Raw genomic sequence first — 25,168 nt, forward strand, 5'->3', positions numbered from 1 at the left:
CCTCGCACACGGACGGGACGCCCGCGGACAGCTTCACGCGACGGTTCGCCCCGATTCCAGCCGCACGACCCGATCGACCGCGCCCTCGGGCGGAGCGACGTGCGAGATCAGCAGCACCGACTGCTCCCCCGCGGCGCCCAGCAGGTCGCGGAGCAGGGCGTCGGATGCCGCAGGGTCGACACCTGCGGTCGGCTCATCCAGCACGAGCACCGGGAATCCGCGCAGAAGCGCCCTCGCGAGCGCGATCCGCTGGGCCTGACCGCCCGACACGAGGGCTCCCCGATCGCCCACCCGGGCATCGAGGCCGCCACGTTCACGCACCCACCCGCCGAGACCGACCCGCTCCAGAACCTTGAGGAGTTCAGCATCGGTCGCGGTGTCTCTGGCGAACAGCAGGTTCTGCCGAATGTCCTCGTCGAAGAGCTGCGGGCTCTGCTCGCACAGACCGATCGTGCGGCGGAGGGCCTCACCCGACAGTTCGGAGGCGTTCATGTCTCCGAGGGAATACTCTCCCTCGACGCGAAGGAATCCCACCAGCGCGGCGGCCAGCGAGCTCTTGCCCGCGCCGCTCGGGCCCGCCACGAGAACGCGCTCCCCCGGTGCGAGATCGAGGTCGACACCGGCCAGCGCCTGTGCTCCACCCGGCCAGCGCGCGCTCAGCCCGCGCAGCCGCACGGGCGGCACGGAGTCGAAAGACACGTCCGCTCCGTCGTCCGTCCGCAGTTCCGCCGGGAACGACGAAGGCAGCACCTCGTCGATGCGCTGGGCGCTCGCCCGTACGCTGCGCCACGATGCGGCGGCGATCGGCACCGCTCCGAAGATCTCGAACACCACCATCGGCACCAGCACAACGACCGCGAGCCACGGTCCGTCGATCCCACCGGAAGCGAGGCCGGGAGCCGCGGCGGCGAGCGCCCACGCCGAGGCCGCTCCCGCGGCCGCCGAGACGACCCCGGCGGCGACGGCCTGTGCGACCGACGCGCGGCGCACTGCGAGGCGCAGAGCCCGATCGGCGACGGCGATGCGCTCGCGCGCCTGCGGTTCCGCCCCGTAGGCGATCAGCACGTCGAGGCTGCCGAAGTAGTCGACGAGCGCGGCCGACAGATCCCCGCGGTGTGACGATACCGACGCCTCGGCTCTCGACCCCAGCAACCAGCCGAGGCCGATCGATGCCGCCGCCGCCAGCAGCAGGCAGGCCGCGAGCGTCAGGGCGGCCACTGGGGAGACGAAAGCGACGAAACCCACGGCGCCCACGGCGACCAGCGCCGCGACGACCAGGGGCTGCACGACGCGCAGCGGCAGATTCTGCAGGTTCTCGACATCGTCGACGAGCGCCGTGAGCACGCGCCCGCGATCGGTGCCGCCCAGCCCCGCGGGAGACAACGGGATGAGCCGGCGCACCATGTCGGAACGTGTCGTCGCGAGTTGCCGCAGGGCCGCATCGTGCCCGCTGAGCCTCTCGAGGTACCGGGTCACGGCCCGCGAGACGGCGAAGAAGCGCACCCCGACCACCGCGATCGACAGCGGCACGAGCGAGTCAACGATCGACGCGCTCACGATCAGCCAGCCGCTCACGGCGAGCAGGCTCACGGCGGCGGCCGACGACAGCACACCCCAGACGAGCCCGGGCAGGAAGCGGCGGAGCGACGGCTGGGCCGCTCTGAGCACGCGGTTCATGCGCTCACCCCCAGCGTGACGATCTGATCGGCGATCTCCCTCGCCGATCGGCGGTGCGAGACGAGCAGGATCGTGGCCCCGGCATCCGCCCTCTCTCGCAACGACGCCCACAGTCGCGCCTCGGTGTCGGCGTCGAGAGCGCTGGACGGCTCGTCGAGCGCGAGCACCCGCCGGGGATCGGCGGCATGGCGGTAGAGAGCGCGCGCGACCGCGACGCGCTGCGCCTGCCCGCCCGACAGCCCGCTCCCCTGCACGCCGAGTTCGAGCGCGGGGTCGAGATCCGCGCAGGCCGCGATGAGAGCAGAGCGGATGCCGTCGGCATCCGGTTCCGCATCGCCGAGGGCGACGTTCGAGGCGATCGTGCCGCGCATCAGCTGCGGACGCTGATCGGCCCAGGCGAGCCATTCGGCCGGGCCCACGTCGCACACGTCGACGTCGTCGATCGTCGCCGCGCCGTCGAACGCTGTCGCGCCGCGGAGGGCTGCGAGCAGGCTGGACTTGCCGACGCCGCTCGGCCCCTCGATGAGCGTGATCGCGCCCGGACCCGCGGTGAACGAGACAGGCGGGAGTTCGCGCACCCGCACGTCGCGGACAACGAGCCTCCCGCTCCCCCGGGACGTCTGCAGGACCGGCGCACGTCTGCGGGACGACACGCCGTCGTCGGCTCCTGCATCCGTGCCCGAGTCCTGCAGACGTTCCGATGATGAGGAGGAGGAGAAGGAAGAAGACGCGGTACCGGGCTCATCCAGCACCGCGAACACATCCTCGGTCGCGGCGACGCCCTCGGCCGCCGCGTGGAACTGCACGCCGACCTGCCGGATCGGCAGGAACGCCTCGGGGGCGAGCAACAGCACGAACAGCCCGACCTCGAGCGTGAGGTCGCCCGCGAGCAACCGGAACCCGATCGACACCGCGATCAGGGCGACCGCGAGCGAGGCCAGCAGCTCCATCGCGAAACCCGAGAGGAACGAGAACCGCAGTACCTTCATGGTCTCGCGGCGATAGTCGTCGGCGGTCTGCTCGATGCGGTCGGCCGCGCGACGATCGCGTCCGAACAGGCGGAGGGTCGACAGCCCCTGCACGGTGTCGGCGAAGCGCACGGCGAGCGTCTGCAGCGTGTTCCACTGCCGCTTCTGCACCGTGCGGGTCGCCATGCCGATCAGCACGAGGAACAGCGGGATCAGCGGCAGAGTGACGAGCGCCGTCAGCCCGCTCAGCCAGTCCTGCCACCACATCACCGCGACGATCACCGGCGTCGCGATCGCGGTGAGCACGAGCTGCGGGATGTATCGGGCGAAGTACGCATCGAGGGCGTCGAGCCCGTGCCCGGCGGTGACCGCCAGCGCCGCCTGATTGCGCTGTGCGAGCCATCCCGGGCCCAGCTTCCCGACGGCGGCGATCAGGGCCGATCGCAGCTGCGAGCCGGTGGATGCCGCGGCTCTCGTGCCGGCGGCATCCGATGCGGCGATCAGCAACCCGCGCAACAGGGCCAACCCCAGCAGCCAAGCCACCTGCGCCCCGACGGCGCGGCCGTCAAGAGCACCCGTGACGGCATCGGTCAGAACCCAGGCGAACGCGACCGTGACAGCCGTCTGCACCACCCCGATCAGCGCGGATGCCGCGACGAACCGCCGCGCGGCGCTCGCGTACCGCAGCAGACGGGGATCGAGGGGTTTCATGGGTGCCGCGCTAGTGCGCGGCCGCCGCCTCGATCGAGACGCGGGTGACGCGCTTGCGGAACACCCAGTACGTCCATCCCTGGTACAGCAGCACGAGCGGGATCGCGATGAGCGCCGTCCAGCTCATGATCGTGAGCGTGTACGGGGTGCTCGAGGCGTTCTCGATCGTGAGGCTGAAGGCGTCGTCGATGGTGGACGGCATCACGTACGGGAACAGCGCGCTGAACAGCATCACGACGGCCGAAGCCACCGTGACGGCCGCGGCCGCGAAGGCCCGGCCGTCGAGACCCCGGATCGAGAAGAGCACCGCGGTGATCAGTGCCACGGCGGCGATGGCTCCGCACGCGATGACGAGCGGCAGCAGCGGCGCTTCGCGCCCGGCGGCCATCGGAACGGTCCACACCACGGTCCCCGCCGCGGCGAGGATGGTGGGGCCTGCGAGCAGCTTCGCGAGGCGCCGGGCATCGGCGTGCACCTGGCCGTCGGTCTTCAGCGCCACGAACAGCACGCCGTGCAGGAAGAAGATCAGCAGCGTCGTCACGCCGACCAGGAGCGCGTACGGGTTCAGCAGGGAGAGCAGCCCGCCCACGAAGATGTGATTCTCGTCGAGCGCGACGCCCTGCACGATGTTGCCGAAGGCGACGCCCCACAGCAGCGCGGGCACGACCGAGCCGATCACGATCATGCGGTCGAAACCCGCCCGCCAACGGGCCGATTCGCGCTGGTGGCGGTACTCGAAGGAGACTCCGCGAAGGATCAGTGCGAGCAGGATCAGCAGCAGCGGCAGGTAGAAGCCGCTGAACAGCGTCGCGTACCACTCGGGGAACGAGGCGAACAGGCACGCGCCCGCGACGATGACCCACGTCTCGTTGAGATCCCACACCGGCCCGATCGAGTTGATCACCTGGCGCCGTGAGACGTCGTCCTTGCCGAGGATCGGCAGCGACATGCCCACTCCGAAGTCGAATCCGTCGAGCACGAAGTAGCCGACGAAGAAGAAGGCGACGATCCAGAACCAGAGGTATTCCATGGTCTTCTCCGTCTCTCAGTACACGACAGACGACAGCTGGGCCGTCTCCTCGTGGGGCTGCTCGGTGGTGTCGGGGCCCTTCTGCGCCGCGCGGATGATCAGTCTGATCTCCACGACCGCGAGGGCGGCGTAGATCGCGGTGAAGGCGATCAGCGAGATGAGCACCTCGAGGCCGCTGACCCCGGGTGAGACGCCGTCTCGCGTGGACATCAGCCCGAACACGATCCACGGTTGCCTGCCCATCTCGGTGAAGACCCAGCCGACGATGTTCGCGCCGAGTGCGAGCGGGAACGACCAGATCGCGAGCTTCCACATCCACGGCGCCGGCTCCTTCTTGGCGCTCTTGCGGGTCAGCCACAGACCGATCACCGCGACGAGTGCGGCCAGCATCCCGAGGCCGATCATCCAGCGGAACGCCCAGTAGGTGACCCACAGCACGGGCGCGAAGTTCGTCAGGCCCGTGTCTGCGAAGGTCTGCGCGTACTCGGCGTTGAGGTCGTTGATGCCGTGCACGCACTCGTCGAGCGAATGCGTCGACAGCAGCGACAGCAGGTAGGGCACGCGGATCGAGAACAGCTCGGACGTACCGTCGGGCGTCCCCAGGGTGAACAGGCTGAAGGATGCGTCGGCGCCGCACACCGTGTTGAACGTCGCCTCGGCGGCCGCCATCTTCATGGGCTGCGCCGCGTACATCGCGAGTCCCAGCTGGTCTCCGGAGAGCACGACGCCCGCGGTGGAGACGAGCATCCCCCACAGCCCGAATTTCAGGGACTTGCGCATCGTCTCTTCGTGCTGCTTGCGGGCGAGGTGCCAGGCCGAGACCGAGATGACGACGCCGGCGGCGAACATGAAGGCGCCGAAGATCGTGTGCGGGAAGGCCGCGAGCGCCACGGGGTTGGTGAGCAGGGCCCAGAAGTCGGTGAGCTCGGCGCGGTTCGTCTCCGGGTTGAAGACGTAGCCGACCGGATTCTGCATGAACGCGTTCGCCGCGATGATGAAGTACGCCGACAGGATGCTGCCGACCGCCGTGCACCAGATCGTGGCGAGGTGCAGCTTCTGCGGCAGCTTGTCCCAGCCGAAGATCCAGAGCCCGATGAACGTGGCCTCGAAGAAGAACGCGAACAGACCCTCGAAGGCGAGCGGGGCGCCGAACACGTCGCCGACGAATCGGGAGTAGTCCGACCAGTTCATGCCGAACTGGAACTCCTGCACGATGCCGGTGACCACACCCATCGCGAAGTTGATGAGGAAGATCTTGCCGAAGAAGCGGGTCAGGTGCAGGTACTCGATCTTGCCCGTGCGCACCCAGACCGTCTGGAAGATCGCGGCGACCGTGACCATGCCGATCGTCAGCGGCACGAACAGGTAGTGGTAGACCGTGGTGAGACCGAACTGCCATCGGCTCAGGATCAGCGGATCAAGCCATTCCATGTGTCACTCCTCCTGCGTCCACCAGCTGCGCTCGCGTGTCGCTCAGATGCACCGTGCACTCCGACTGCTCGCCTCGCACGCACGACGCCGTGAGCGGTCCGCCGGCTTCGGCGAGCACGCCCTGCATCAGACTCAGATGCACCTGGCACAGCACCGGCCGGTCCTCCGGACGCGCCGCCGCGTGCGGGCACGGGGTGAGCTCCACCGTGAGGCGCGTGCCGTCGACGACGGGCTCGAAACCGCTCTCCTCGAGGTGCTCGATCAGGGCGTCGAGCTGGTTGTCGGCGGCCGGCCCCAGATCGGATGCTGCGCCGGGGACGATCCGTCGCATGATGTCGCCACGGACCGCAGCGGCCTTCGCCTTCTCTCGGGCGACCGGGCTGGACGCCCCTGGCGCACCGGTGGCCGCGCTGTACAGGGTGCGCGGGCGACCCCGAGTCGCACGGCGCTCGATCTGGGCGATCACGTAGCCGCCGTCGATCAGACGCTGCAGATGCTCGCGCACGGTGTTCGCGTGCAGACCGGTGGCCTCGCACAGCTCGCCGATCGTGCGATCGGCTCGGCTCTGCACCAGGTGCAGGATCTGCACTCTGGAGAAGCTCGAGATCGGCCCGCAGACGGGCCCGGCGCTGGCCATGTCTCCATTATGTTCTGGGCATCATCCGCAATCCGCCTGTTGGGCCGTGAATAACGTCTCCAGGCGATAGGGATCTCGGATTCCGCCGATAGCGCCCGCGCATCACTCGGCCGGAGGCGCCGCTGACGCGGCCTTCCGCACCTGCAGAAGACGGGCGGCCGGGCACATCGGATCCCGTGTCGGATGCCGCCACTAGCCTTGTGTGATGGCCACCCGCAAACCCGCTCCCCCTGCTTTCGTCTGCACGGAATGCGGCTGGACGACCGCGAAGTGGGCGGGCCGATGCGGCGAGTGCCAGCAGTGGGGCACGATTCAGGAGCAGGGCACACAGACCGGCATCGTCCAGCGCGTGACAGCGGTGGCGCCGGCATCCGATCGGGCCGCCCGCCCGATCACGCAGATCACGACGATCGATTCGCCTCGCCGCACCAGCGGGGTCGGTGAGTTCGACCGCGTGCTGGGTGGCGGCATCGTCCCGGGAGCGGCGATCCTGCTCAGCGGCGAGCCCGGCGTCGGCAAGTCGACGCTGCTGCTCGAGGTGGCCGCGAAGGCCGCGATCGCCGGGCGCCGGGTGCTGTACGCGAGCGCCGAAGAGTCGCCCGCCCAGGTGCGTCTGCGCGCTGAGCGCACGGGCGCACTGCACGACGAGCTGTACCTCGCGAGCGAGACCGATCTGGCGACCATCCTCGGGCACATCGACGAGGTGCAGCCCCAGCTCGTGATCGTCGACTCGGTGCAGACCGTGGCGTCGTCGCTGATCGACGGGGCCGCGGGTCAGCCCAGCCAGGTGCGAGAGGTGGCCTCGACGCTGATCCGCATCGCCAAGGAGCGCGGCCTGCCGATCGTCATCGTCGGGCACGTCACGAAAGACGGTCAGGTCGCCGGCCCTCGCGTACTCGAGCATCTCGTCGACGTCGTATGCCATTTCGAAGGCGACCGGCAGACCTCGCTGCGTTTCCTGCGAGCGCTGAAGAACCGCTTCGGCCCGACGGACGAAGTCGGATGCTTCGAGATGACGGGCGACGGCATCGCCGAGGTGCCCGACCCCTCCGGGCTGTTCCTCTCGCAGGGCGCGACAGAACCCGGAACGTGCGTCGCGATCGCGCTCGAGGGGCGCCGTGCGATGCCCGTCGAGGTGCAGGCGCTGACCATCAGGACCACGGCGCCCAACCCGCGGCGGGTCGTGCACGGGCTCGACGGGTCACGGGTCGCGATGGTGCTCGCCGTGCTCGAGCGTCGTGCCGGCATCAAGGTCAGCGACCAGGACGTGTACGTCTCGACGGTGGGCGGGGTGCGCTTCACGGAGCCCGCGGCAGATCTCGCGATCGCGATCGCGGTGGCGGGATCTCTGAGCAACAGCGCGGTGCCACGCACGGTCGCCGCTGTGGGAGAGCTGAGCCTCGCCGGCGAGGTGCGCCCGGTCACGCAGTTCGCCCAGCGCCGATCCGAGGCCAAGCGGCTCGGTTACGAACAGGTGATCGACGATCGCTCGAAGACACTGCGCGCGGCGCTCGGCGACGTGCGCTCGCGCAGCACGCAGCGTCGCGACGAAGACGACATCCCGCCGTTCTGATTCGGGCGGAAGCTCAGGCGTCGAGCGCCTTCAGCAGTTCCTCGGGCGACGCCTGCATCGGGTGCGGGCCGGCGATGTCGAGGAAGACCGTCGTGATGGGGTGAGTGGCGAGGAACTGCCTCAGCCAGTCAGCGGTGTAGATCCCGACGCCCGGAGGCAGATTGTCGGGCTTGTGCTTCGCGTCGCTGAACAGGAGAAGCGCGAGGTCGCCGGTGCGGGAATCCCGATACGTCCATACTTCGCCGGTGTCGAGCGGGTTGTCGCGCGCACCGGGCTTGACCAGGGGAACGACCGTGGTTCCGTGGCGGAGCGCCAGGGCGACCGCGGCGACATCCTGTTTCTCCAACGCCGCTGCCAGAGCATCCGATCGGAATTCCTCTGGTGCCGGTTTCTTGCTGCCGGGCTTAGCCTTCTTCGCTGCCATGACTCCAGCTTATTCACGGCTCATCGGGCCGTGCGCGAAAAGACGACCTGGATAGAGTTGGGGCCCTCTCGAGTCCCACATTGGGGACTGGGGTACTCGAGAGGGCCCTTGGGCTCTCGAGCGGCGGTGTCGAAGCGCTGGGGACGCTGTAAGTCGACGCCACTGGGGATGGCATGATGCCGCGTGTTCAGAGAGCCAAGTCAATGGTATCCCAAAGAACGGATGCTGTGGGCACCAATTCTGAGTACGAGTCTGTATTCGCGCTCAGTAGAGCAGGATCTGCTTCGACACCGTTCCCTCGAACCCGCCGATCTGCACGTCGACGTGGTACGAGGCGCCGCCACCAGGGGCGTGCGGACGGTTCTCTGAGGCGCAGGATTCGACGCTCGATCGGGTGCGGTCCCAGGTGACAGGCGTCTTGCTCTCGACAGTGGCGCCGGCCGCGAGGGTCGCGATCATGCTGCTCGGATTCTGCTGGCAGTCTGTCGAGCGCCACCACACGTCGTCGCCGCTGGACACCGTGAACACCTGAGTGCTCGATCCGACGTCGATCGTGCAGTCGGTAGAGCCGTTGTTGGTGAGCCGGATCGACAGCTGCGGCAGCACACCCGCCTCATAGGTGTCGGCGTCGGTGAGCGCTTCGATCGCGACGTCCTTCGCCTCGCAGGCGACGATGCCGGGAGTCTCCTCGTTCGTCGGCTCGGCGCTGGCCCCGGTGGTGTCGGTCGCTTCGGGCGATGCCGTATCGGTCGCGGGCGCAGTCGGCGTCGGGGTGTCGACGGCTTCGGCCGCGTTCGCCCAGGGCTTGGCGACCAGGAGCCAGATCGAGACGCCGATGACGGCGACGACGACGATCAGCGCGAGAAGCAGGACGAACCGCCGACGGCGATAGACGGCGGCGGAACGGCGGGGCATTCCTCCAGGCTAACCGAGCTTCTTGAGCATCCGCGTGTTGCCGAGCGTGTTCGGCTTGACGTGCGCCAGGTCGAGGAACTCCTCGACGCCGGCGTCACCGCTGCGCAGCAGCTGGGAGTACACATCGGAGTCGACGACCTGCTCGCCGATGGGCGTGTAACCGCGGCGACCGAAGAACTCGGTCTCGAAGGTGAGGCAGAACAGTCGGCTGAGGCCGAGGGCTTTGGCGTGCTCCTCGAGCCGGTCGACGATCGCCCGGCCCACGCCGTGGTGCAGCCACTCGTCGCTGACCATCAGCGTGCGGACCTCGCCGAGGTCTTCCCAGAACACGTGCAGCGCACCGCATCCGATCAGCGCGCCGTCGGCCTCGGCGACGACGAACTCCTGCACGGCGCCGTAGAGCACCGCGAGGTCCTTGCCGAGGAGGATGCGACGTTCGACCATCGGCTGCAGGAGGTTGCGGATGCCGACGATGTCGGTGCTGCGGGCCGGACGGACGATGTAGTCGCTCACGTACTCAAGCCTAGGTCCACGCGCCTGCCAGGATGCTGCGCGCGCCCGCCCGGCCCCGTCCCGCGCGCGCCACCAGGTTCTCGACGCGCCACCAGGTTTCAGGCGTTCACTCCGCGGTGGGACGCGTATGGCGTGGTGGCGGACGTGTCTCCCCTGGCACGACGTCCCCGCACACGACGCCCCCTCACACGACGAAGGGGCGGATGCCGCAGCATCCGCCCCTTCTCAATTCCTGAGCCCGCCCGAGGCGGACCGGAGGTCACTCCCCGCTGGCGACCGCCAGGTCGGGGGTGGCCGTGATCTCGCCGCCGGTGTTCACGCCGACCGCGATCTTCTCGCCACGCGGACCGTGCTCGAAGAGGAACTCTCCGTTCTCGGCGTCGACCTTGACGTGGTCGCCCGAGGAGAGCTCGCCGTGCAGGATCTTCTCCGACAGGCGGTCCTCGATCTCATGCTGCATCGCGCGACGCAGCGGGCGCGCGCCGAGAGCCGGGTCAAACCCGATCTCGATGAGACGCTCCTTGGCGGCGGTCGACAGCTCGATCGTCATGTCGCGGTCGAGCAGCCGCTCGCCGAGGCGCTTGGTGAACAGATCGACGATCTGCACCAGCTCCTCCTTGTTGAGCTGCGGGAACACGATGATGTCGTCGACGCGGTTCAGGAACTCGGGCTTGAAATTGCGCTTCAGCTCCTCGTTGACCTTGCCCTTCATCCGCTCGTAGGTCGTGGCGTTGCTGCCCTCGATCTGGAAGCCGACGGGACCACCGGCGATGTCACGAGCACCGAGGTTGGTGGTCATGATGATGACGGTGTTCTTGAAGTCGATCACACGACCCTGACCATCGGTCAGGCGACCCTCTTCGAGGATCTGCAGGAGCGAGTTGAAGATGTCCGGGTGGGCCTTCTCGATCTCGTCGAACAGCACCACGCTGAACGGCTTGCGGCGCACCTTCTCGGTGAGCTGACCGCCCTCTTCGAATCCGACGAATCCAGGAGGGGCGCCGAACAGACGCGAGACGGTGTGCTTCTCGCCGAACTCGCTCATGTCGAGCGAGATGAGCGCTGCCTCGTCGTCGAACAGGAACTCGGCGAGCGCCTTGGCGAGCTCGGTCTTTCCGACACCCGTGGGGCCGGCGAAGATGAACGAACCAGAGGGGCGCTTCGGGTCCTTGAGGCCCGCGCGCTGGCGGCGGATCGTCTTGGAGAGGGCGGCGATCGCCTCCTCCTGACCGATGACGCGCTGGTGCAGGGCCTTCTCCATGAAGACGAGTCGGCTGGACTCCTCCTCGGTGAGCTTGAAGACCGGGATGCCGGTGGCCTGAGCGAGCACCTCGGCGATCAGACCCTCGTCGACCACGGCGGGGCTGGAGACGTCACCCGAGCGCCACTGCTTCTCGAGGCGCAGACGCTCCGCGAGGAGACTCTTCTCCTCGTCGCGCAGCGACGCGGCCTTCTCGAAGTCCTGCTCCTCGGAGGCGACCTCCTTCTGCTCGCGGACGTCGGCGATCTTCTCGTCGAACTCCCGCAGCTCGGGCGGGGACGACAGGATGCTGAGGCGCAGGCGTGCGCCGGCTTCGTCGATCAGGTCGATCGCCTTGTCGGGCAGGAACCGGTCGGAGACGTAGCGGTCGGCGAGGTTCGCCGCGGCGACCAGGGCGCCATCGGTGATCTGCACCTTGTGGTGCGCCTCGTAGCGGTCGCGGAGTCCCTTGAGGATGTTGATCGTGTGCGGCAGCGTCGGCTCGTTCACCTGCACCGGCTGGAAGCGGCGCTCGAGCGCAGCATCCTTCTCGAAGTGCTTGCGGTACTCGTCGAGCGTGGTCGCGCCGATGGTCTGGAGCTCGCCTCGTGCGAGGAGCGGCTTCAGGATGCTGGCGGCGTCGATCGCGCCTTCGGCGGCACCCGCACCCACGAGGGTGTGGATCTCGTCGATGAAGACGATGATGTCGCCGCGGGTGCGGATCTCCTTGGTGACCTTCTTCAGGCGCTCCTCGAAGTCTCCGCGGTAGCGGGATCCGGCGATGAGCGAGCCGAGGTCGAGCGAGTAGAGCTGCTTGTCCTTCAGCGTCTCGGGCACGTCGCCCTTGACGATGGCCTGCGCGAGGCCCTCGACGACGGCGGTCTTGCCGACGCCGGGCTCGCCGATCAGGACGGGGTTGTTCTTGGAACGGCGGGAGAGGATCTGCATGACCCGCTCCGCCTCCTTCTCGCGCCCGATGACCGGGTCGAGCTTGTTGTCGCGGGCGGCCTGGGTCAGGTTGCGGCCGAACTGGTCGAGCACGGCGGATCCGCCCTGGGCGCCGGCCGGCGAGTCGTTGGTCTGTGCGCCGACGGCGGCGGGCTCGCGCCCGGGTGCGCCGGAGAGCAGCTGGATGACCTGCTGGCGGACCTTGTTGAGGTCGGCGCCGAGCTTGACGAGCACCTGGGCTGCGACACCCTCGCCCTCGCGGATGAGGCCGAGCAGGATGTGCTCGGTGCCGATGTAGTTGTGGCCGAGCTGAAGGGCCTCGCGGAGGCTGAGCTCGAGCACCTTCTTGGCGCGCGGCGTGAAGGGGATGTGACCGGTCGGCTGCTGCTGACCCTGGCCGATGATGTCCTGCACCTGCTCGCGGACGGCGTCAAGGGAGATGCCGAGACTTTCGAGCGCCTTGGCGGCGACGCCCTCGCCCTCGTGGATGAGGCCGAGCAGGATGTGCTCAGTGCCGATGTAGTTGTGGTTGAGCATCTTCGCCTCTTCTTGGGCGAGGACGACCACTCGACGGGCTCGGTCCGTGAATCTCTCGAACATTGTTGACTCCTTGGTTCGTTCCTCGCATTCCGGGTGCCGGGACACGGAGGGTCGAAGCGCTGATACATCGAGAGTAACCACCGGGCGGATGCTGTATGCCCGTGTTCGCCGTGGGCATAGCGCGGTCAGGGGGCGGCGCGGATGCTCTCGGGCGGCAGTCGCTCCGTGCTGGCGCGAGCACGACGACTCGCCGAACAGCTACGACGATGCCGCTGCCCGCAACGCGTCCATCGCCATCGGCCACGGCAGGCGCTCCTTTGCGAGTCGAACGCCGCCTCCCGCAGTGATCCGCTCGAGCGCGACCTGCTCGGACGCATCGAGCATCGGCAGCGCTCGCACCCTGATGCCGTTCGGGTCGAACACCTAGAGCTCTCGATACGCGAGCAGCGCGCGCTCGCCCATCAGCACGCTGACGGCATCCACGCCGTTCGCGCGCTCCCAGTCGGGCAAGAGTCTGATTGGAGACAGGGCGTGCGGTGAGCGGCATGGTCGGCATCAGGCTCACCATGAGGGCGATGTCTGACACTTCGGATATCAACGTCGTATGGCGTCAACCTCCAGACCTGTGCACCCGTCCCGACTCCGCCGCATCTATGTTCCGGTGTTGCACGGCATCGGAACGAACGACCATGAAAAGTTCGCAGAGAAGTCCGTCGAACGGTTGGCCGCTCATCTGTCCACCTCCGGTTCGGGCTGGCGATCGACCGAATGCGAGCACGATTGCGAGGAGTTCGCGCCAAAGCACAAGCATGTCGAACACCCGTCAGGCGCGCAGGCGGTCATCGACCCCATCAGTTGGTATGACCTCATCGGGACGCCTGGACGTTGGACGACGGCCTTCTGGCTCATCCGGACGCTGCTCACTCTGTGCGGCGTACATGCTCTCGTAAACGGGTGGGCCATCATGAACGTGCTCTCAGGGCTGCCCGGCGTAAGCCAATCGATCCGCCACCCATGGCGCTCGACGATGAGTGTCGCGGCGGGCATCTGGAGAGTCTTCCGCAGCATGGCGTGGATCCTCGTGATCAGCGCGCTGACCCTGCTCGCGCTTGTGTTCGGAGTCCCACTGATCTTCATATCACCACACACGCGCAGGCTTGCGTCGGATGCACTGGGGTGGACAAGCGATGAGGATACTCGCGAAGCCGTGATCCAACGGGTCTCCGAGGCCATCAGAAGACCGCCCGATGAGCACGTCGTCCTCATCGGACACTCCCAAGGCGGGGCGATTGCCTCAAGCGCCGCACACCGACGTTCGAAGCGCCGCACGAGCCTCATCACGATGGGGAGCGGGCTAGCCGTACTCGGTGCGATTCGAGCCGCGCGCGACGTCTCGCTCGGTTCGACGATCGCGCTGCTGGTCGCGATGCTCCTGTACGTGATCACCGCAATACTCGCGGTCTGGCAGGTCATGGTGGTGACCGCCCATGCCGCATTGACGCTACTTCTCACCTCCGCCTCCACGGGTATCGCCCTCTGGTCCGTGGTCATCGCGCCTGGAGTGTCGCTCCAGCATTCGTTGATGTCGGCGCGACTAACCACGCAATCTGCGGCGCTGATCTCGGCGACGTCACCGACGCTTGATTGGTTGATAGTCGCAATCATCATCGCTCCGGTCATAGTCATCATCTACAGTCGCTCCGTCAAGCCGATCACAGAGCGCATCATCGCCGAGTGCCGATCAGAGCTTCCAGGTGTCGATCTCTGCGCGACTTTCGATCCCGTGTCGTACCCGCTCGCCGCGTTGGCGTCATCTGACCGCGTCCGACGTATCGCACAGTCCAACGCCTTGTGGGATCACACCACCTACTTTTCGAACCGCGTGGAAACCCTTCGCCACGTTGAGAGGCACCTTTCGCAGATCGCCACCGGATCGACCTCCCCGAAGCAAGTACTCGCATCGGCACACGACGCCATGTGCAACGACGAGGCAAGCGCATCGGCCCGGATGGCCCGCACCGCGCGAGGAGCGACAACGCTGATCGCTGTCATCATCGCGGTAGCATCTTGGCCGTCTGCGCCCATCATCGCGTGGGCCGCCGGCGTGTGCACTTATGCGCTTGGGACCGTCGCCAAGCAGCGAACGTGGACACGACGACAATCACAACCCGTGTCGCGAACGATCCGTCGATTCATGCATCGTCCTCACTATCCGTGGGCGTATGCGACCATCGCGTTTCTGGCCGCGACGTCGATGCTGGGAGCCATGCTCGTGCCCGCATTCCCGGGCGCGGCGATTCTGGCCTTCGCTACCTACCTCGCGCTCATGACGGCAACTGTTCTCGCGTTGGGACGTTCTGTGTGGACAGCGTGGGCGGCCGCCGTAGGCCTCGCCGCCTGCGCCGCAGTATGGATGACGCAAGCGACCGTGTATGGGTTTGCAGTTGCGATCGGCTGTCTCGTGATCGCCGGGTCGTTCGTCGCGTTCCAGGTGAATCGGACTCGGGACAGCCGCAGCCTGTCCACCATTAGTGGTTGAGGCCAAGGCGGGACCGTCCGCATCGTTCAGCTGGTATCCGCCCCCACGGTGCCTACTACGTAGTACGCCACCAACGAATCATGTAATACGCGGAAGGCGAGGAGCGGTGATGAAGCTCAACAGCAAAGGACAGGTGACGATCCCGGCGGAACTGCGTCACCGGCACGGTCTCGTCGAAGGCGACGAGGTCGACGTGATCGGTGGCTCCGGAGTGTTGCGGATCGTGCGCAATCACGAACTCACCCGTGGTCAGCGTGCAGTGCCGCACGTTCGCGGCATTCTGGGGCCTGGCCGCAGCACGGACGAAGTGATGGCGCTCACCCGTGGGGAGTGAGTCCGGCACGCTCGCCGACACGAACGTGCTTCTCCACGTCTTCACCGATGATCCGAACTGGAGCGACTGGTCAGCCACCGCCCTCGCCGATGCTCAAGGCACCCGGCCCGCTGATCATCAATCCGCTCATCTATGCAGAGCTGTCGATTCGGTTCGGTTCGGAACATGCGCTCGACTCCGCACTCCACCCGCTGAGCATTCGCCGCGACCCGCTACCGTACGAAGCAGGATTTCTCGCTGGCATCGCATTCGTCGAGTATCGACGTCGGGGCGGCTCGAGAACCTCTACCTTGCCAGGCTTCTTCATCAACGCCCATGCCGCAATGACCGGCCTGCGATTGCTGAGCAGAGATGCCAGCCGCTACAACGCGTACTTTCCGGAACTCGCACTCATCTCACCGCGAGGTGGATGACGGGCTACGCCGAGCGGCGGGCGAGCGCGGTCACGCCTCCATCGCCACGACCGTGTCGTACAGACCGTAATGCCGTAGCCCCTCGTGGGATTCGACCCCGGTGTACGACAGTGAAGCATCTTCATATCGGCGGAAAGCGAACACCGCTTGGTTCATGTGACCGGCGTTGAAGACGCCGAGACCGACGAGAAGATTGAAGTCATCGACCGTGAGTCCTGTGACCGCCTGGAAGAGGTCGGGTTCGATCTTCGTGATCACGTCGTACAGGGTGTTCTCGCGGTAGTCCGTGAGGTACATGAACGCGGGAATCCGGGTGGCGAATTTGATCAGCTTCTCCTGGATCTGCTTCCGCTTCGACTTGTACTCCTTCTCTTCCGCTGAGAGCTCCCTCTTCTCCGTCGGCGTGATGTCGTCGCCCTTCTCCTTCTTGGTCTTCGACACCGCCTCACTCTTGTTCACCACCGTCTCGAACACTGCCGAACCCAGCGCGCGGAAGCCCTCGATGTTCATGACGGCGGCCATGGCCTTCTCGTCGGACATGATCTTCTTCAGCGTCGCGTTGTCGACGTTTACGAGCACCGCGGATTCCCACTTTCGGGCGAGCAGGGTCGCCGAGGTACCCGCCATCGCCATATCCAGAATGCCGGCGGCATCTACCTGCGTCATGTTCGAGCCGTCGTAGGCGAGTACCGGCAGGAACGAGACGAGTTCTTCGACAGCGCGCTCAGGGTTGTCGGCTTTCGGGTCGAGCCCGAGCCCGTACTCGCTGATCTGCTTCAGCGCCCTGGTCGGCGCGAAGTCGAAGACGAAGCAGACCGGTTTGAGTATCTCCTCCGCGTTCGGATCGTCGCCATTCGGGTTGCGGATCGTCCACGGCGACTGCACGCGGAAAGCGGCCTGGAAGTAGGTCTCCGGCGCCTGGAGGTTACGCAGCATGAGGATCGACGACCACTGCGGAACCGTCACCCCGGTGGTCAGCTTGCCGACCGTGAGCGTGATGGTCTTCGTGTCGTGTCCGTTGCCGATCGCATCCGTGACTGGCGGAAGCGCGGCGAGCCCGACGCCGACGCCCGGGGCTGACACGTTCACAACCGTGTAGTCATGCCAGAAGACGTTCTGTTTCTCGGCGAGCAGGTTCGCCATGGCCGCGCACGATGCTGTACGCGGCAGCATCCACAGCGAATGCTGCAAGTACGGCAGCAGACGCGTATCGGAATAAGGGAACGGAGGCTTCTCGCCGGTTTTCAACGCGTCCACCTGCGTGGGCAGATACGAGCCGCGGATGATGTCGAGCCACTTCTGCACTTCGTCCTTGTGTACGAACTCGGCTTCCGCGCCGCTGCCCTTGGCCTCGAAGAATGCGTTCAGGTCGAACTCGTCGAACTCTCCCTGGCTGGCGATCGCGAGCAGCTCGTCTGGCATCTGATAGGTGAACAGGCGCATCTCGGGAAGTGACGCGTATGGGTTCTTCTGGTCCGGATGCTGACGCGCGAACTCCCCCTTGGCGCGCTGCTCGTCGGCATAGGTCCAGTTGAAGATCTGCTCCTCGATGAACCGCCCCTCGTTCAGCACTTTGAAGGGGGTGCCGGATAGATAGAGGTAGGCGTTCGCCTTGATCGGGACGAACGCGTCTTCGTCTGCTCCCTGCTCCTCGAGTTCCTCAGCGAAGGTCTGCTCAGCAGCCGTGAATTCGGCAGCTTCTTCCTTCTTCGCCTCTTCCTCGCCTTCGAACAGCTCCTTGGCCGCATCGCGCCAGGCTCCGAAATGGTACTCGTCGAACACGACGAGATCCCAGGCGAGTTCGGTGAGCCACTTGTGCTTCGCTTTGAAGTTGCCGGCCTTGTCGGTGCCCATCAGGTCCTGGAAAGAACCGAAGAAGACCAGCGGATGCTCGGCATCGACGGATGCGGGGTCGCTCCCTGTCGTCTTCGAGATGTACTGCCAGCCGTCGAAGTCGACGTGACTCTTCAGATCGGTCTCCCAAGCCTGCTCGACGGCCGGCTTGAAGGTGACCACCAGGACGCGTTTCGCGTCGAGCTTCTTCGCGAGCTGGTAGGTCGTGAACGTCTTGCCGAAGCGCATCTTCGCGTTCCAGAGGAACTCCGGAACCGCATCGGCGTCTTCTGCCCAGCGGTCCTGGAAATACCAGTAGGTCTTGTCCACGGCGGCCCGCTGCTCCACACGGGGCGGGAAATCGAGGTGATGCGATCCCTGGTAGATCGCGCCGTCACGGAGTTCGGCGATCGCGGTGCGGACGTCGTCGACCGAGCATTCCATCCACTCGAGCGTGGGATTCTTGAAACCCTTCTGCTTCAGCCGGGCCCGCACGTCATGGTCGCTGAACGTCGACCCGTCCAGCTTCTCTGCTAGCTCATCGAGCACGATCTCGTAGTTCTGGATCGCAGCCGTCTTCACCTGTTGCGCGATGCGAGCCCTGACGTCCTGCGTCGTCTGGCCGACCTTGAGCAGGCCTGCGTGGGCGTCGTCAGCGATCGAGTATGCGTAGATGCGGAGGCGCGAGCTCGACTTGGGCCGGAAGAGATCTTCTGCGTTCCGACTCACGAGAAGGCCCCTGCCCATGCGACCGGCTTCACGAACCGGGCGATGAATGCAAGGTCCTCTGCTGTGAGGCCATACTTCTCCGCGAGGTCGTCGTCAGTCCACGCGCGGGTGAAATCCTGCGTTGGCGCGAACGCGTAGACGCTTCTCGTCACGTGCTGAGAGATTCGCAGGAGTGTGAGCATGAATCGGAAGAACTGCGTCCCCATGTACGCGGCCGCGTTTCGCGCTTCGGCGTCGCTCGCAAACGGCCCGATCGCGAGGTAGGTCTCCGTTGCGACCTCACCGGGACCCGCGATGATGGGCTTGGACAGAACGAGGTGCGGATAGTCATCGCTTCCGGGACTCGCATAGGAAACGAAGAGCTTGGTGGTATCGATGAGTGCCGCACCCACGGTGACGTCCGCCCGGGAAACGAAGGCTGTGCCGCCGTTTCTGTACAGCGTGAGGTCCTCGGGCCGTCGGTCGTTATGCCCGGTGAAATTCGTAGCCAGGCCGAACGGCTTTCTCGAGCTGACCATCTCTGCGAACCGGACGTTGCTAGGCAGGGATACATCCGTGGCTGAACCGCCCTCCGTCGCAACGACCTTGCGGAGAATCTCCAGGCCCTCGTTGTAGCGGATGAATGTGTCGGCTCCTGGCTCGAGCAAGGGCCTCGACAGTTCCGAGATGACCTGACCCCCCTCGTGGGTACGGACGAGAACATCACCGTCGGAGCCGTCTTCCCAGAGGAACGTGCAGATGCCTCCACGGTTGTTCACACCCGGAAAGACATCCGTTGTGCTGGGATAGTCATCGAGCACCCTCATGCGACGGTCCTGCAGCATGGCCGCACGGAACTCAGACAGCCCTTTTCCCCCCGCGTACCACCTGGCCGGGATGACCATCGACAGGATCCTCGGCCCGAGAGCCTTCGCCTGCTCCACGAACAGCTGATAGATCGGCGCCGCGCTTGAACCGAACCCGCCGTCGTCGAGTTGGTACGGCGGGTTTCCGATGATGACGTCGAACTGCATGTCGGCTCCGAACAGCTCGTTGACCCGAGCCTTGATGTTGTCTGTGTGGATGAAGGCGTACGCATGGGATTCAAGACCAGAGCCACGGGAGTATTCGTCTTCTGAGGCGCTGCAGAATCTGCACCGCCTTCCGATGACAACCGGTGAACCGTCTGCGTCCAGCAGGTCATGCTTCCGGGTTCCACCGGTCCATGTGTGCTCGGTCCGCTCGAACCAGATGTTGCCCCAGTCGCGGTCGAAGCTCTTCGCGATCGAGTGTTCTCCCGTGGCATCCTTCGAGCAGTAGACGCTCCGCCTCGCGAGGAGCGACGTCAGGCGAGTAACGCCGATGCCGAAGACCTGATTCGTGAGGATGTGGTCGACCCTCTCCTCGAGGCCCGAGATCTGAGACTCGAGCCCCATCGTCAGCCGCCGCGTGATCTCGCGGAGGAAGACGCCCGACTTCGTGAACGGATCGAGGAACGTGACGTTCGGGTCGGCCCAGATCGAGGCGCCGTCGTTCGACTCTGCCCACGCCTCCTCGAGCGTGTCGAGCATCTGGTTCGCGAACTCGGGGGGCGTGAAGACCTCGTCGTTGGAGAGGTTCGCGATGCACGTGAGAACGTCGGGATTGTGTCCGCGAAGGGCGAAGGCTGCCTGCCGGGTCATGCCGCGAGCTCCTTCACTGTCATCGCCGGGTAGGTCTTGACGGGGGTGAAGATCTCGTGCTCCTCGAAATGCGTGAAGAGACCCTCGGAGGCCGCGGCGCGCTGCGTGAGGCTGCCGTAGTGAAAGTCCCGCCGCTGGAACTTGCCGCGCCCGAGGTATCCCCATTCCGGGAATGCGATCGGATCACCAGAAGGCGCCTTCGTCATCGCCAGCGCATCACCCTGGATGATGTTCGAATCGAGGACCACCGACGCGGCTCGAAGCCAGTCGGAGTCATCGGCCCGTTTCGTCTCGTCACTGCGTTCCTCGCTCAGCACTCGAGTATCGAGTCGTAGATACCGGGTGAATGTACCCTTGAGGTTTTCGCGGCACTCGACAGCGTTGTCTTGGAGCAGTTCGATCCCATAGATGCACATCAGCGCGAACAACGCATAGTGACGCTTTTCGAACTCGCTTCGCCCATGGCGAGCCTCGACGGCCGCGAGCTTCCGCTCGAGCACGGGCACCAGGAAGTTGCCCGACCCGCACGCGGGCTCGAGAAACCGTGAGTCTATGCGCTCGGTCTCCCCCTTGACCAGATCGAGCATGTCGTCGACCAGCCATCGCGGAGTGAACACCTCGCCATGATCAGCCACACGCTTGCGCGACTTCACCAGCTGCTCAGGCGCAGCATCCGTCCCCTTGTTCACATCGTGAGTGTACAAGTACCCGGGGACATGCGCCCTGGCGTCAACGACCGGGCGCGATCAGGCTTGTCGGGTGCCCCGAACCCCCTCCGCCGCTGCCGCCCTGATCGGCAGCCGAATCGCTGAGGAGCGCAAGAGCAAAGGGCTCACACAGGACCAGCTGGCGGTGCTCAGCGGCATCGATTCCTCGAACATCCGCAGCTACGAATCAGGACGCTCGATGCTCAGCATCCTGACACTCGTGCGCATCTCGGAGGCACTCCACGCGTCGCCGGGCGCGTTCATCGACGAGGTCTCTTCCGCCGACTTCGCGACGCCGCTCACCGACGCCCGCCGCCGCGCCAGCTGATCGAGCAGCTCACCCATGGGCACTTCTCCCCACCGCATCGTCCTATCGATCCGCTGTGCCCGGCGTACGGTGTAGCCATGAACATCGACCGGAATCTGCGCCTCCCCGCCCGCCTGCTGCTCGCCGTGCCCGTCGCAGCTCTCGCGTTCTCGCTCGCCGCCTGCAGCGCGAGTCGCCCCAGCGTCGACCAGGTCTCCGACGGCCTGATCAAGTTCTTCGAGTCGCAGGATCAGGGCGACGTCTTCACCGATGATGCCGCCGACTGCTTCGCCGGCTATCTCGTCGACTCTGATCTCAGCAACGACACCTTGAACTACATCGCCCAGGGCAAGGACCAGGCGTCGAGCACCGAAGACGCCACCCTGACGCAGAAGATCCTCCAGGACAACTACGACGAGTGCACCGCCTGAGACGCTTCGTCTCGCTCCGCTCGCTCAACGACCGGAGAACAGGCTCCACCGCCTGAGACGCTTCGTCTCGCTCCGCTCGCTCAACGACCAAGCGGACGAGGAAGATGACGGATGCCGTCGGCATCCGTCATCCTTCGTCATCTCCATCCAGGGAATTCCCAGCCAGACGTAGCGTTGAAACATCCCGCGTGCACTCGGCACGCCGCGCTTCTTGGAGTCTTCCCACTGCTATGAGTACTGCCACGCGCGCCGCCAAGGCGCCCGACACCCGCGGACCCGTTCGCAAACTGCTGACCTCGTTCGGCTTCCAGATCATCGCCGCCCTCGTCCTCGGCGTCGTCGCCGGCCTGATCGCGCGGAACGCGGGCGCCACCGTGGAGGCGCCGAACGGCTTGTCCGCCACCCTCGACACGATCGGCAGCTCGTACGTGACGCTGCTGCGCGCCGCCGTCATCCCTCTGATCTTCACCGCGATCGTCGCGAGCATCTCGAACCTGCGCCGCGTGCAGAACGCGGCGCGCCTCGCGGGCCAGACGCTGCTGTGGTTCGCCTACACCGCGTTCATCGCCGTCGTCATCGGCATCGGTCTCGGCTTGATCATCCAGCCCGGATCCCGCGCCGGCGAAGGCCTGCAGGAGGGCGACCCGTACACGGTCGGCACCTGGTGGAACTTCCTCACCGGCCTCATCCCGCAGAACTTCCTGGGCCTGACCGTCAGCACCTCCGTCGATCCGGAGTCCGGCAGCGCGACCTCAAGCATCGGCTTCAACGTGCTGCAGATCATCGTCGTCGCCGTGGCCGTCGGCATCGCCGCTCTGAAGGCCGGCAAGAAGGCCGAGCCGTTCCTCGCCTTCACCGAGTCGCTGCTCAAGGTCATCCAGCGCGTGCTGTGGTGGATCATCCGCATCGCCCCGCTCGGCACCTTCGGCCTGATCGGCGCGGCCGTCGTCAAGTACGGCTGGGAGAAGCTGGCCTCGCTCGGCTGGTTCGCGATCGCGATCTACATCGGCCTCGCCCTCGTGCTCTTCGTGGTCTACCCGATCATCATCAAGACCAACGGACTGTCGATCAAGCAGTACTTCTCCGGCGTCTGGCCCGCCGTGCAGCTGGCCTTCGTCAGCCGCTCCTCGATCGGAACGCTGCCGCTGACCGAGCGAGTCACCGAGCGCAACCTCGGCGTGCCCCGCTCCTACGCCTCCTTCGCCGTGCCGCTGGGCGCGACCACGAGAGATGGACGGCTGCGCCGCCATCTACCCGGCCATCGCCGCGATCTTCGTCGCCCAGTTCTTCGGCATCCAGCTGGAGTGGTGGCAGTACATCATGATCGTCGTGGTCTCGGTCGTCGGCTCCGCAGCGACCGCCGGCACCACGGGCGCGATCGTCATGCTCACGCTGACGCTCTCGACCCTGGGCCTGCCCCTCGCCGGAGTGGGTCTGCTCATCGCGATCGACCCGATCCTCGACATGGGCCGCACTGCGGTCAACGTCGCCGGCCAGGCGCTCGTCCCGACCATCGTCGCCAAGCGCGAGGGCATTCTCGACGAACACCTCTACAACGCGCCGCGCGAGGGCCTGCCCTTCGCCGACGACTCGGGCGACGAGGCGCCGGAATCGGACGCGGACAAGGAGACGGTCGGCGCGCGCTGATCACCTCCCCACGAGCGCCTCGCCCTGTTCAAGGACGAGGCGCTTGTGCGTTACCCCACTGGATCGAACCGATACGTCGCTGCCGGCGATCCGCCCAGCTGATGCGGCCCACCGAGGTGCGCCAAAAGGTCGCCTCCCGCACGAAGCGCGACCACAACGCACACCCCGGGGAGTAGTTGCTCAAGGGGGCGGGGCCCTGAGCGACCCCGACACCACCTCTACCGCTGCTGCCGCGTCACGCTCCGGGTGTCGAGAGCGAGTTCTTCGGCATCCATCGCGGCGAGCAGCTCGCGCATGACCTCTTCGTCGAGGTTTCCCGCGTCGCGCTCGGCGAGCACGATCTCGCGCCGCACCTTCAGCCATCCGCGCGACAGTACGATGAGCTCGTCGAACGAGGGCCGGGTCACGGCGTCCTCCACCTGCTGCGCCTCGTCGGCATCCTTCTCGACCCGCGTCATCCGCTTCGCGAACGCGTCGAACAGGCCGAGGTCTACCCGCCCGTGCGTCGACTCCCACTCCACGCGCCGTGCTGCGAGGAACTCCTTGCCCGCCTCGCGGGTCTTGGCCTGCACAGCGGCGAGGGCCGCGGCATCCTCCTCGTGCTCGCTGTCGCTCGCGATGTCGAGCCTCGTGATCAGCATGGGCAGTGTCAGCCCCTGCAACAGGAGTGTTCCGACCGTGACGATGAACGCGACGACGACGATCGCGTGCGAGGCTTCAGTCCCCAGGGTCGCGAGATCGGCCGCGGCGAGAGCGGTGGCCAGCGTGACGACGCCGCGCATGCCGGCCCAGGAGATGACCGCGTTGTCCTTCCACGTGAGCTGGAGCCCCGCCATCCGCTCGCGCACGATCTGCGTCCGCAGCTCATCCGCGCTGTACTGTCGCCAGCGCCGGGACTTCTTGCGCCGCTGGTCGAATACGCCGGACTCGATGCCCCGATCGACCCGGGCGAGCCGTCGCCGATCGGCGCGGTTCGCCCAGGCGTTCACCGGGAACACGTACAGCGGGCGCACCAGCAGCACCACCGCGAGCACCGCCGCCGACAGCCACAGGATCTGCGCGACCGACTCGCTCCCCAGATCGCTGAGCACGCGCGGGAACTGCAGACCGATGTACGCGAAGACGAAGCTCTCGAGCAGCAGATCGGCCGACGACCACAGCGGCTTCTCCTGCTGTCGCGTCGTGTAGTCGGTGCGCGGCGAGTTGAAGCCCACGTAGATGCCCATGGCGACGACGGCCAGCACACCCGACCCGCCCAGATGCTCGGCGATCGCGTAGGCGCCGAACGGTGCGAGCAGACCGAAGGTGCCGATCACGACGGCGTCGCCGATGCGCATGCGCAGCTGGTGCAGCCCGATGCCGAAGACGAGCCCGATCGCCACGCCGATCACCACGGCCAGCACGAACTGCCAGACGCCGTTCGGGATCGTGACTGTGGCCCCCGCCAGGATGAGCGCGAACACGCGGTACAGGGTCAGCGAGGTCGCATCGTTGATCAGGCTCTCGCCCGACAGCACGTTCATGATGCGCCGAGGCAACCCCAGCTTGCGTCCGATCGCGGCCGCCGACACGGCGTCGGGCGGGGCGACGATCGCCCCGAGCAGCAGCGCGCCGGGCAATGTCAGCGACGGCAGGATCAGCCAGGCGACCAGCCCGACTGCGAGCGTCGTGAGCAGGACGAGCCAGATGCCGAGGCGCTGGATCTGCGGCAGGCTGCGCTTGAACCCGACGAACGACACGTCCAGCGCCGCCGAGTAGAGCAGCGGCGGCAGCACGAGGTTGAGCAGGACATGCCCGTCGATGTCGAGATCGGGCACGAAGGGGAGGAAGGATGCCGCGAGGGCTGCGACGGTGACGACGAGCGGCGCCGGCCAGCCGCGCCAGCGCGAGATCGCCGCGACGACGACGCTGCCGACCAGTATGTAGAAGAGCTCAGCATCCATGCCCCCACGGTACTGGG

The 25,168-nt window shown here is 66.4% G+C and carries 20 protein-coding genes and 1 pseudogene; 7 read left to right on the forward strand and 14 right to left on the reverse strand.

Annotation, left to right across the window (positions count from 1 at the left end; all coding sequences use genetic code 11):
- Positions 1-33: 33 nt before the first annotated feature.
- Genes cydC through QFZ53_RS18695 form a run of 5 tightly spaced genes read right to left on the reverse strand, consistent with a single transcriptional unit; the run spans position 34 to position 6,454 of the window.
- Complete coding sequence (gene cydC / locus QFZ53_RS18675; RefSeq protein WP_307298922.1) at positions 34-1,677, reverse strand: thiol reductant ABC exporter subunit CydC; 1,644 nt, start codon at positions 1,675-1,677, stop codon at positions 34-36.
- A complete protein-coding gene (gene cydD / locus QFZ53_RS18680; protein WP_307298925.1) occupies positions 1,674-3,356 on the reverse strand; it encodes a thiol reductant ABC exporter subunit CydD in 1,683 nt (560 codons plus the stop codon). The genes cydC and cydD overlap by 4 nt, the downstream gene beginning before the upstream one ends.
- 10 nt (positions 3,357-3,366) lie before the next feature.
- Entirely contained in the window at positions 3,367-4,386 is a 1,020-nt protein-coding gene (gene cydB, locus QFZ53_RS18685; protein ID WP_307298928.1) for a cytochrome d ubiquinol oxidase subunit II, read from the reverse strand.
- 15 nt (positions 4,387-4,401) lie between these two features.
- The gene (locus QFZ53_RS18690) at positions 4,402-5,817 is read right to left on the reverse strand and encodes a cytochrome ubiquinol oxidase subunit I (RefSeq protein ID WP_307298930.1); all 1,416 of its coding nucleotides are present in this window, start codon (positions 5,815-5,817) and stop codon (positions 4,402-4,404) included.
- Complete coding sequence (locus tag QFZ53_RS18695; protein WP_307298932.1) at positions 5,804-6,454, reverse strand: helix-turn-helix transcriptional regulator; 651 nt, start codon at positions 6,452-6,454, stop codon at positions 5,804-5,806. Before QFZ53_RS18695 ends, QFZ53_RS18690 begins: the two co-directional genes overlap by 14 nt.
- Before the next feature lie 205 nt (positions 6,455-6,659).
- Here QFZ53_RS18695 and radA point away from each other — a divergent pair, with 205 nt between their 5' ends.
- Positions 6,660-8,027, forward strand: coding sequence for a DNA repair protein RadA (gene radA / locus QFZ53_RS18700; protein WP_307298935.1), 1,368 nt, complete (start codon positions 6,660-6,662; stop codon positions 8,025-8,027).
- Positions 8,028-8,040: 13 nt separating this feature from the next.
- On the opposite strand, the gene QFZ53_RS18705 is transcribed toward radA, so the two are convergent.
- The 5 genes from QFZ53_RS18705 to QFZ53_RS18725 all read right to left on the reverse strand — a co-directional run bounded on the left by QFZ53_RS18705 (position 8,041) and on the right by QFZ53_RS18725 (position 13,030).
- The gene (locus QFZ53_RS18705; RefSeq protein WP_292909505.1) at positions 8,041-8,451 is read right to left on the reverse strand and encodes a dehydrogenase; all 411 of its coding nucleotides are present in this window, start codon (positions 8,449-8,451) and stop codon (positions 8,041-8,043) included.
- Positions 8,452-8,715: 264 nt separating this feature from the next.
- Complete coding sequence (locus tag QFZ53_RS18710) at positions 8,716-9,366, reverse strand: hypothetical protein (protein ID WP_307298937.1); 651 nt, start codon at positions 9,364-9,366, stop codon at positions 8,716-8,718.
- 9 nt (positions 9,367-9,375) lie between these two features.
- The gene (locus tag QFZ53_RS18715) at positions 9,376-9,879 is read right to left on the reverse strand and encodes an amino-acid N-acetyltransferase (protein WP_292909503.1); all 504 of its coding nucleotides are present in this window, start codon (positions 9,877-9,879) and stop codon (positions 9,376-9,378) included.
- Positions 9,880-10,138: 259 nt separating this feature from the next.
- Positions 10,139-12,667, reverse strand: a complete 2,529-nt coding sequence (locus tag QFZ53_RS18720; RefSeq protein ID WP_307298939.1) for an ATP-dependent Clp protease ATP-binding subunit — start codon at positions 12,665-12,667, stop codon at positions 10,139-10,141.
- 198 nt (positions 12,668-12,865) lie between these two features.
- Complete coding sequence (locus tag QFZ53_RS18725) at positions 12,866-13,030, reverse strand: hypothetical protein (RefSeq protein ID WP_307298940.1); 165 nt, start codon at positions 13,028-13,030, stop codon at positions 12,866-12,868.
- 181 nt (positions 13,031-13,211) lie between these two features.
- Between QFZ53_RS18725 and QFZ53_RS18730 the strand changes: the two genes are divergently transcribed.
- The 3 genes from QFZ53_RS18730 (at position 13,212) to QFZ53_RS18740 (ending at position 15,893) form a co-directional block, all read left to right on the forward strand.
- The gene (locus QFZ53_RS18730; protein ID WP_307298941.1) at positions 13,212-15,146 is read left to right on the forward strand and encodes a hypothetical protein; all 1,935 of its coding nucleotides are present in this window, start codon (positions 13,212-13,214) and stop codon (positions 15,144-15,146) included.
- Positions 15,147-15,255: 109 nt separating this feature from the next.
- Complete coding sequence (locus tag QFZ53_RS18735) at positions 15,256-15,480, forward strand: AbrB/MazE/SpoVT family DNA-binding domain-containing protein (protein WP_307299447.1); 225 nt, start codon at positions 15,256-15,258, stop codon at positions 15,478-15,480.
- Between the two features lie 89 nt (positions 15,481-15,569).
- Positions 15,570-15,893 carry a DNA-binding protein gene (locus QFZ53_RS18740; RefSeq protein ID WP_307298942.1) on the forward strand — a complete coding sequence of 108 codons (324 nt, stop codon included), beginning with the start codon at positions 15,570-15,572 and terminating at the stop codon, positions 15,891-15,893.
- Between the two features lie 30 nt (positions 15,894-15,923).
- On the opposite strand, the gene QFZ53_RS18745 is transcribed toward QFZ53_RS18740, so the two are convergent.
- The 3 genes from QFZ53_RS18745 to QFZ53_RS18755 are packed head-to-tail and all read right to left on the reverse strand — an operon-like array spanning position 15,924 to position 20,769.
- On the reverse strand, positions 15,924-18,455 hold the full coding sequence (locus QFZ53_RS18745) for a GIY-YIG nuclease family protein (RefSeq protein WP_307298943.1): 2,532 nt from the start codon (positions 18,453-18,455) through the stop codon (positions 15,924-15,926).
- Positions 18,452-20,116, reverse strand: a complete 1,665-nt coding sequence (locus QFZ53_RS18750; protein ID WP_307298944.1) for an Eco57I restriction-modification methylase domain-containing protein — start codon at positions 20,114-20,116, stop codon at positions 18,452-18,454. The genes QFZ53_RS18745 and QFZ53_RS18750 overlap by 4 nt, the downstream gene beginning before the upstream one ends.
- A complete protein-coding gene (locus QFZ53_RS18755; RefSeq protein WP_292911012.1) occupies positions 20,113-20,769 on the reverse strand; it encodes an N-6 DNA methylase in 657 nt (218 codons plus the stop codon). The genes QFZ53_RS18750 and QFZ53_RS18755 overlap by 4 nt, the downstream gene beginning before the upstream one ends.
- Positions 20,770-20,875: 106 nt before the next feature.
- Between QFZ53_RS18755 and QFZ53_RS18760 the strand changes: the two genes are divergently transcribed.
- The 3 genes and pseudogenes from QFZ53_RS18760 to QFZ53_RS18770 all read left to right on the forward strand — a co-directional run bounded on the left by QFZ53_RS18760 (position 20,876) and on the right by QFZ53_RS18770 (position 23,208).
- Complete coding sequence (locus QFZ53_RS18760) at positions 20,876-21,151, forward strand: helix-turn-helix domain-containing protein (protein ID WP_292911010.1); 276 nt, start codon at positions 20,876-20,878, stop codon at positions 21,149-21,151.
- 77 nt (positions 21,152-21,228) lie between these two features.
- Positions 21,229-21,561: a hypothetical protein gene (locus QFZ53_RS18765; RefSeq protein ID WP_292911008.1), complete on the forward strand. Its 333-nt coding sequence runs from the start codon at positions 21,229-21,231 to the stop codon at positions 21,559-21,561.
- A gap of 230 nt (positions 21,562-21,791) precedes the next feature.
- Positions 21,792-23,208, forward strand: a pseudogene (locus QFZ53_RS18770) (dicarboxylate/amino acid:cation symporter).
- A gap of 218 nt (positions 23,209-23,426) precedes the next feature.
- On the opposite strand, the gene QFZ53_RS18775 reads toward QFZ53_RS18770, so the two are convergent.
- Positions 23,427-25,151, reverse strand: a complete 1,725-nt coding sequence (locus tag QFZ53_RS18775) for a cation:proton antiporter (RefSeq protein ID WP_307298947.1) — start codon at positions 25,149-25,151, stop codon at positions 23,427-23,429.
- Positions 25,152-25,168: the final 17 nt, after the last annotated feature.

This window comes from Microbacterium natoriense (assembly GCF_030816295.1).
In the GTDB taxonomy this organism is placed as follows: Bacteria; Actinomycetota; Actinomycetes; order Actinomycetales; family Microbacteriaceae; genus Microbacterium; species Microbacterium natoriense_A.

What these genes read in the sequence shown, in the direction of transcription:
- cydC (WP_307298922.1), bottom strand. Translation starts at nt 1,677, where the DNA reads ATGAACCGCGTGCTCAGAGCGGCCCAGCCGTCGCTCCGCCGCTTCCTG.
- cydD (WP_307298925.1), bottom strand. Translation starts at nt 3,356, where the DNA reads ATGAAACCCCTCGATCCCCGTCTGCTGCGGTACGCGAGCGCCGCGCGG.
- cydB (WP_307298928.1), bottom strand. Translation starts at nt 4,386, where the DNA reads ATGGAATACCTCTGGTTCTGGATCGTCGCCTTCTTCTTCGTCGGCTAC.
- QFZ53_RS18690 (WP_307298930.1), bottom strand. Translation starts at nt 5,817, where the DNA reads ATGGAATGGCTTGATCCGCTGATCCTGAGCCGATGGCAGTTCGGTCTC.
- QFZ53_RS18695 (WP_307298932.1), bottom strand. Translation starts at nt 6,454, where the DNA reads ATGGCCAGCGCCGGGCCCGTCTGCGGGCCGATCTCGAGCTTCTCCAGA.
- radA (WP_307298935.1), top strand. Translation starts at nt 6,660, where the DNA reads ATGGCCACCCGCAAACCCGCTCCCCCTGCTTTCGTCTGCACGGAATGC.
- QFZ53_RS18705 (WP_292909505.1), bottom strand. Translation starts at nt 8,451, where the DNA reads ATGGCAGCGAAGAAGGCTAAGCCCGGCAGCAAGAAACCGGCACCAGAG.
- QFZ53_RS18710 (WP_307298937.1), bottom strand. Translation starts at nt 9,366, where the DNA reads ATGCCCCGCCGTTCCGCCGCCGTCTATCGCCGTCGGCGGTTCGTCCTG.
- QFZ53_RS18720 (WP_307298939.1), bottom strand. Translation starts at nt 12,667, where the DNA reads ATGTTCGAGAGATTCACGGACCGAGCCCGTCGAGTGGTCGTCCTCGCC.
- QFZ53_RS18730 (WP_307298941.1), top strand. Translation starts at nt 13,212, where the DNA reads ATGGCGTCAACCTCCAGACCTGTGCACCCGTCCCGACTCCGCCGCATC.
- QFZ53_RS18735 (WP_307299447.1), top strand. Translation starts at nt 15,256, where the DNA reads ATGAAGCTCAACAGCAAAGGACAGGTGACGATCCCGGCGGAACTGCGT.
- QFZ53_RS18740 (WP_307298942.1), top strand. Translation starts at nt 15,570, where the DNA reads ATGCTCAAGGCACCCGGCCCGCTGATCATCAATCCGCTCATCTATGCA.
- QFZ53_RS18750 (WP_307298944.1), bottom strand. Translation starts at nt 20,116, where the DNA reads ATGACCCGGCAGGCAGCCTTCGCCCTTCGCGGACACAATCCCGACGTT.
- QFZ53_RS18765 (WP_292911008.1), top strand. Translation starts at nt 21,229, where the DNA reads ATGAACATCGACCGGAATCTGCGCCTCCCCGCCCGCCTGCTGCTCGCC.
- QFZ53_RS18775 (WP_307298947.1), bottom strand. Translation starts at nt 25,151, where the DNA reads ATGGATGCTGAGCTCTTCTACATACTGGTCGGCAGCGTCGTCGTCGCG.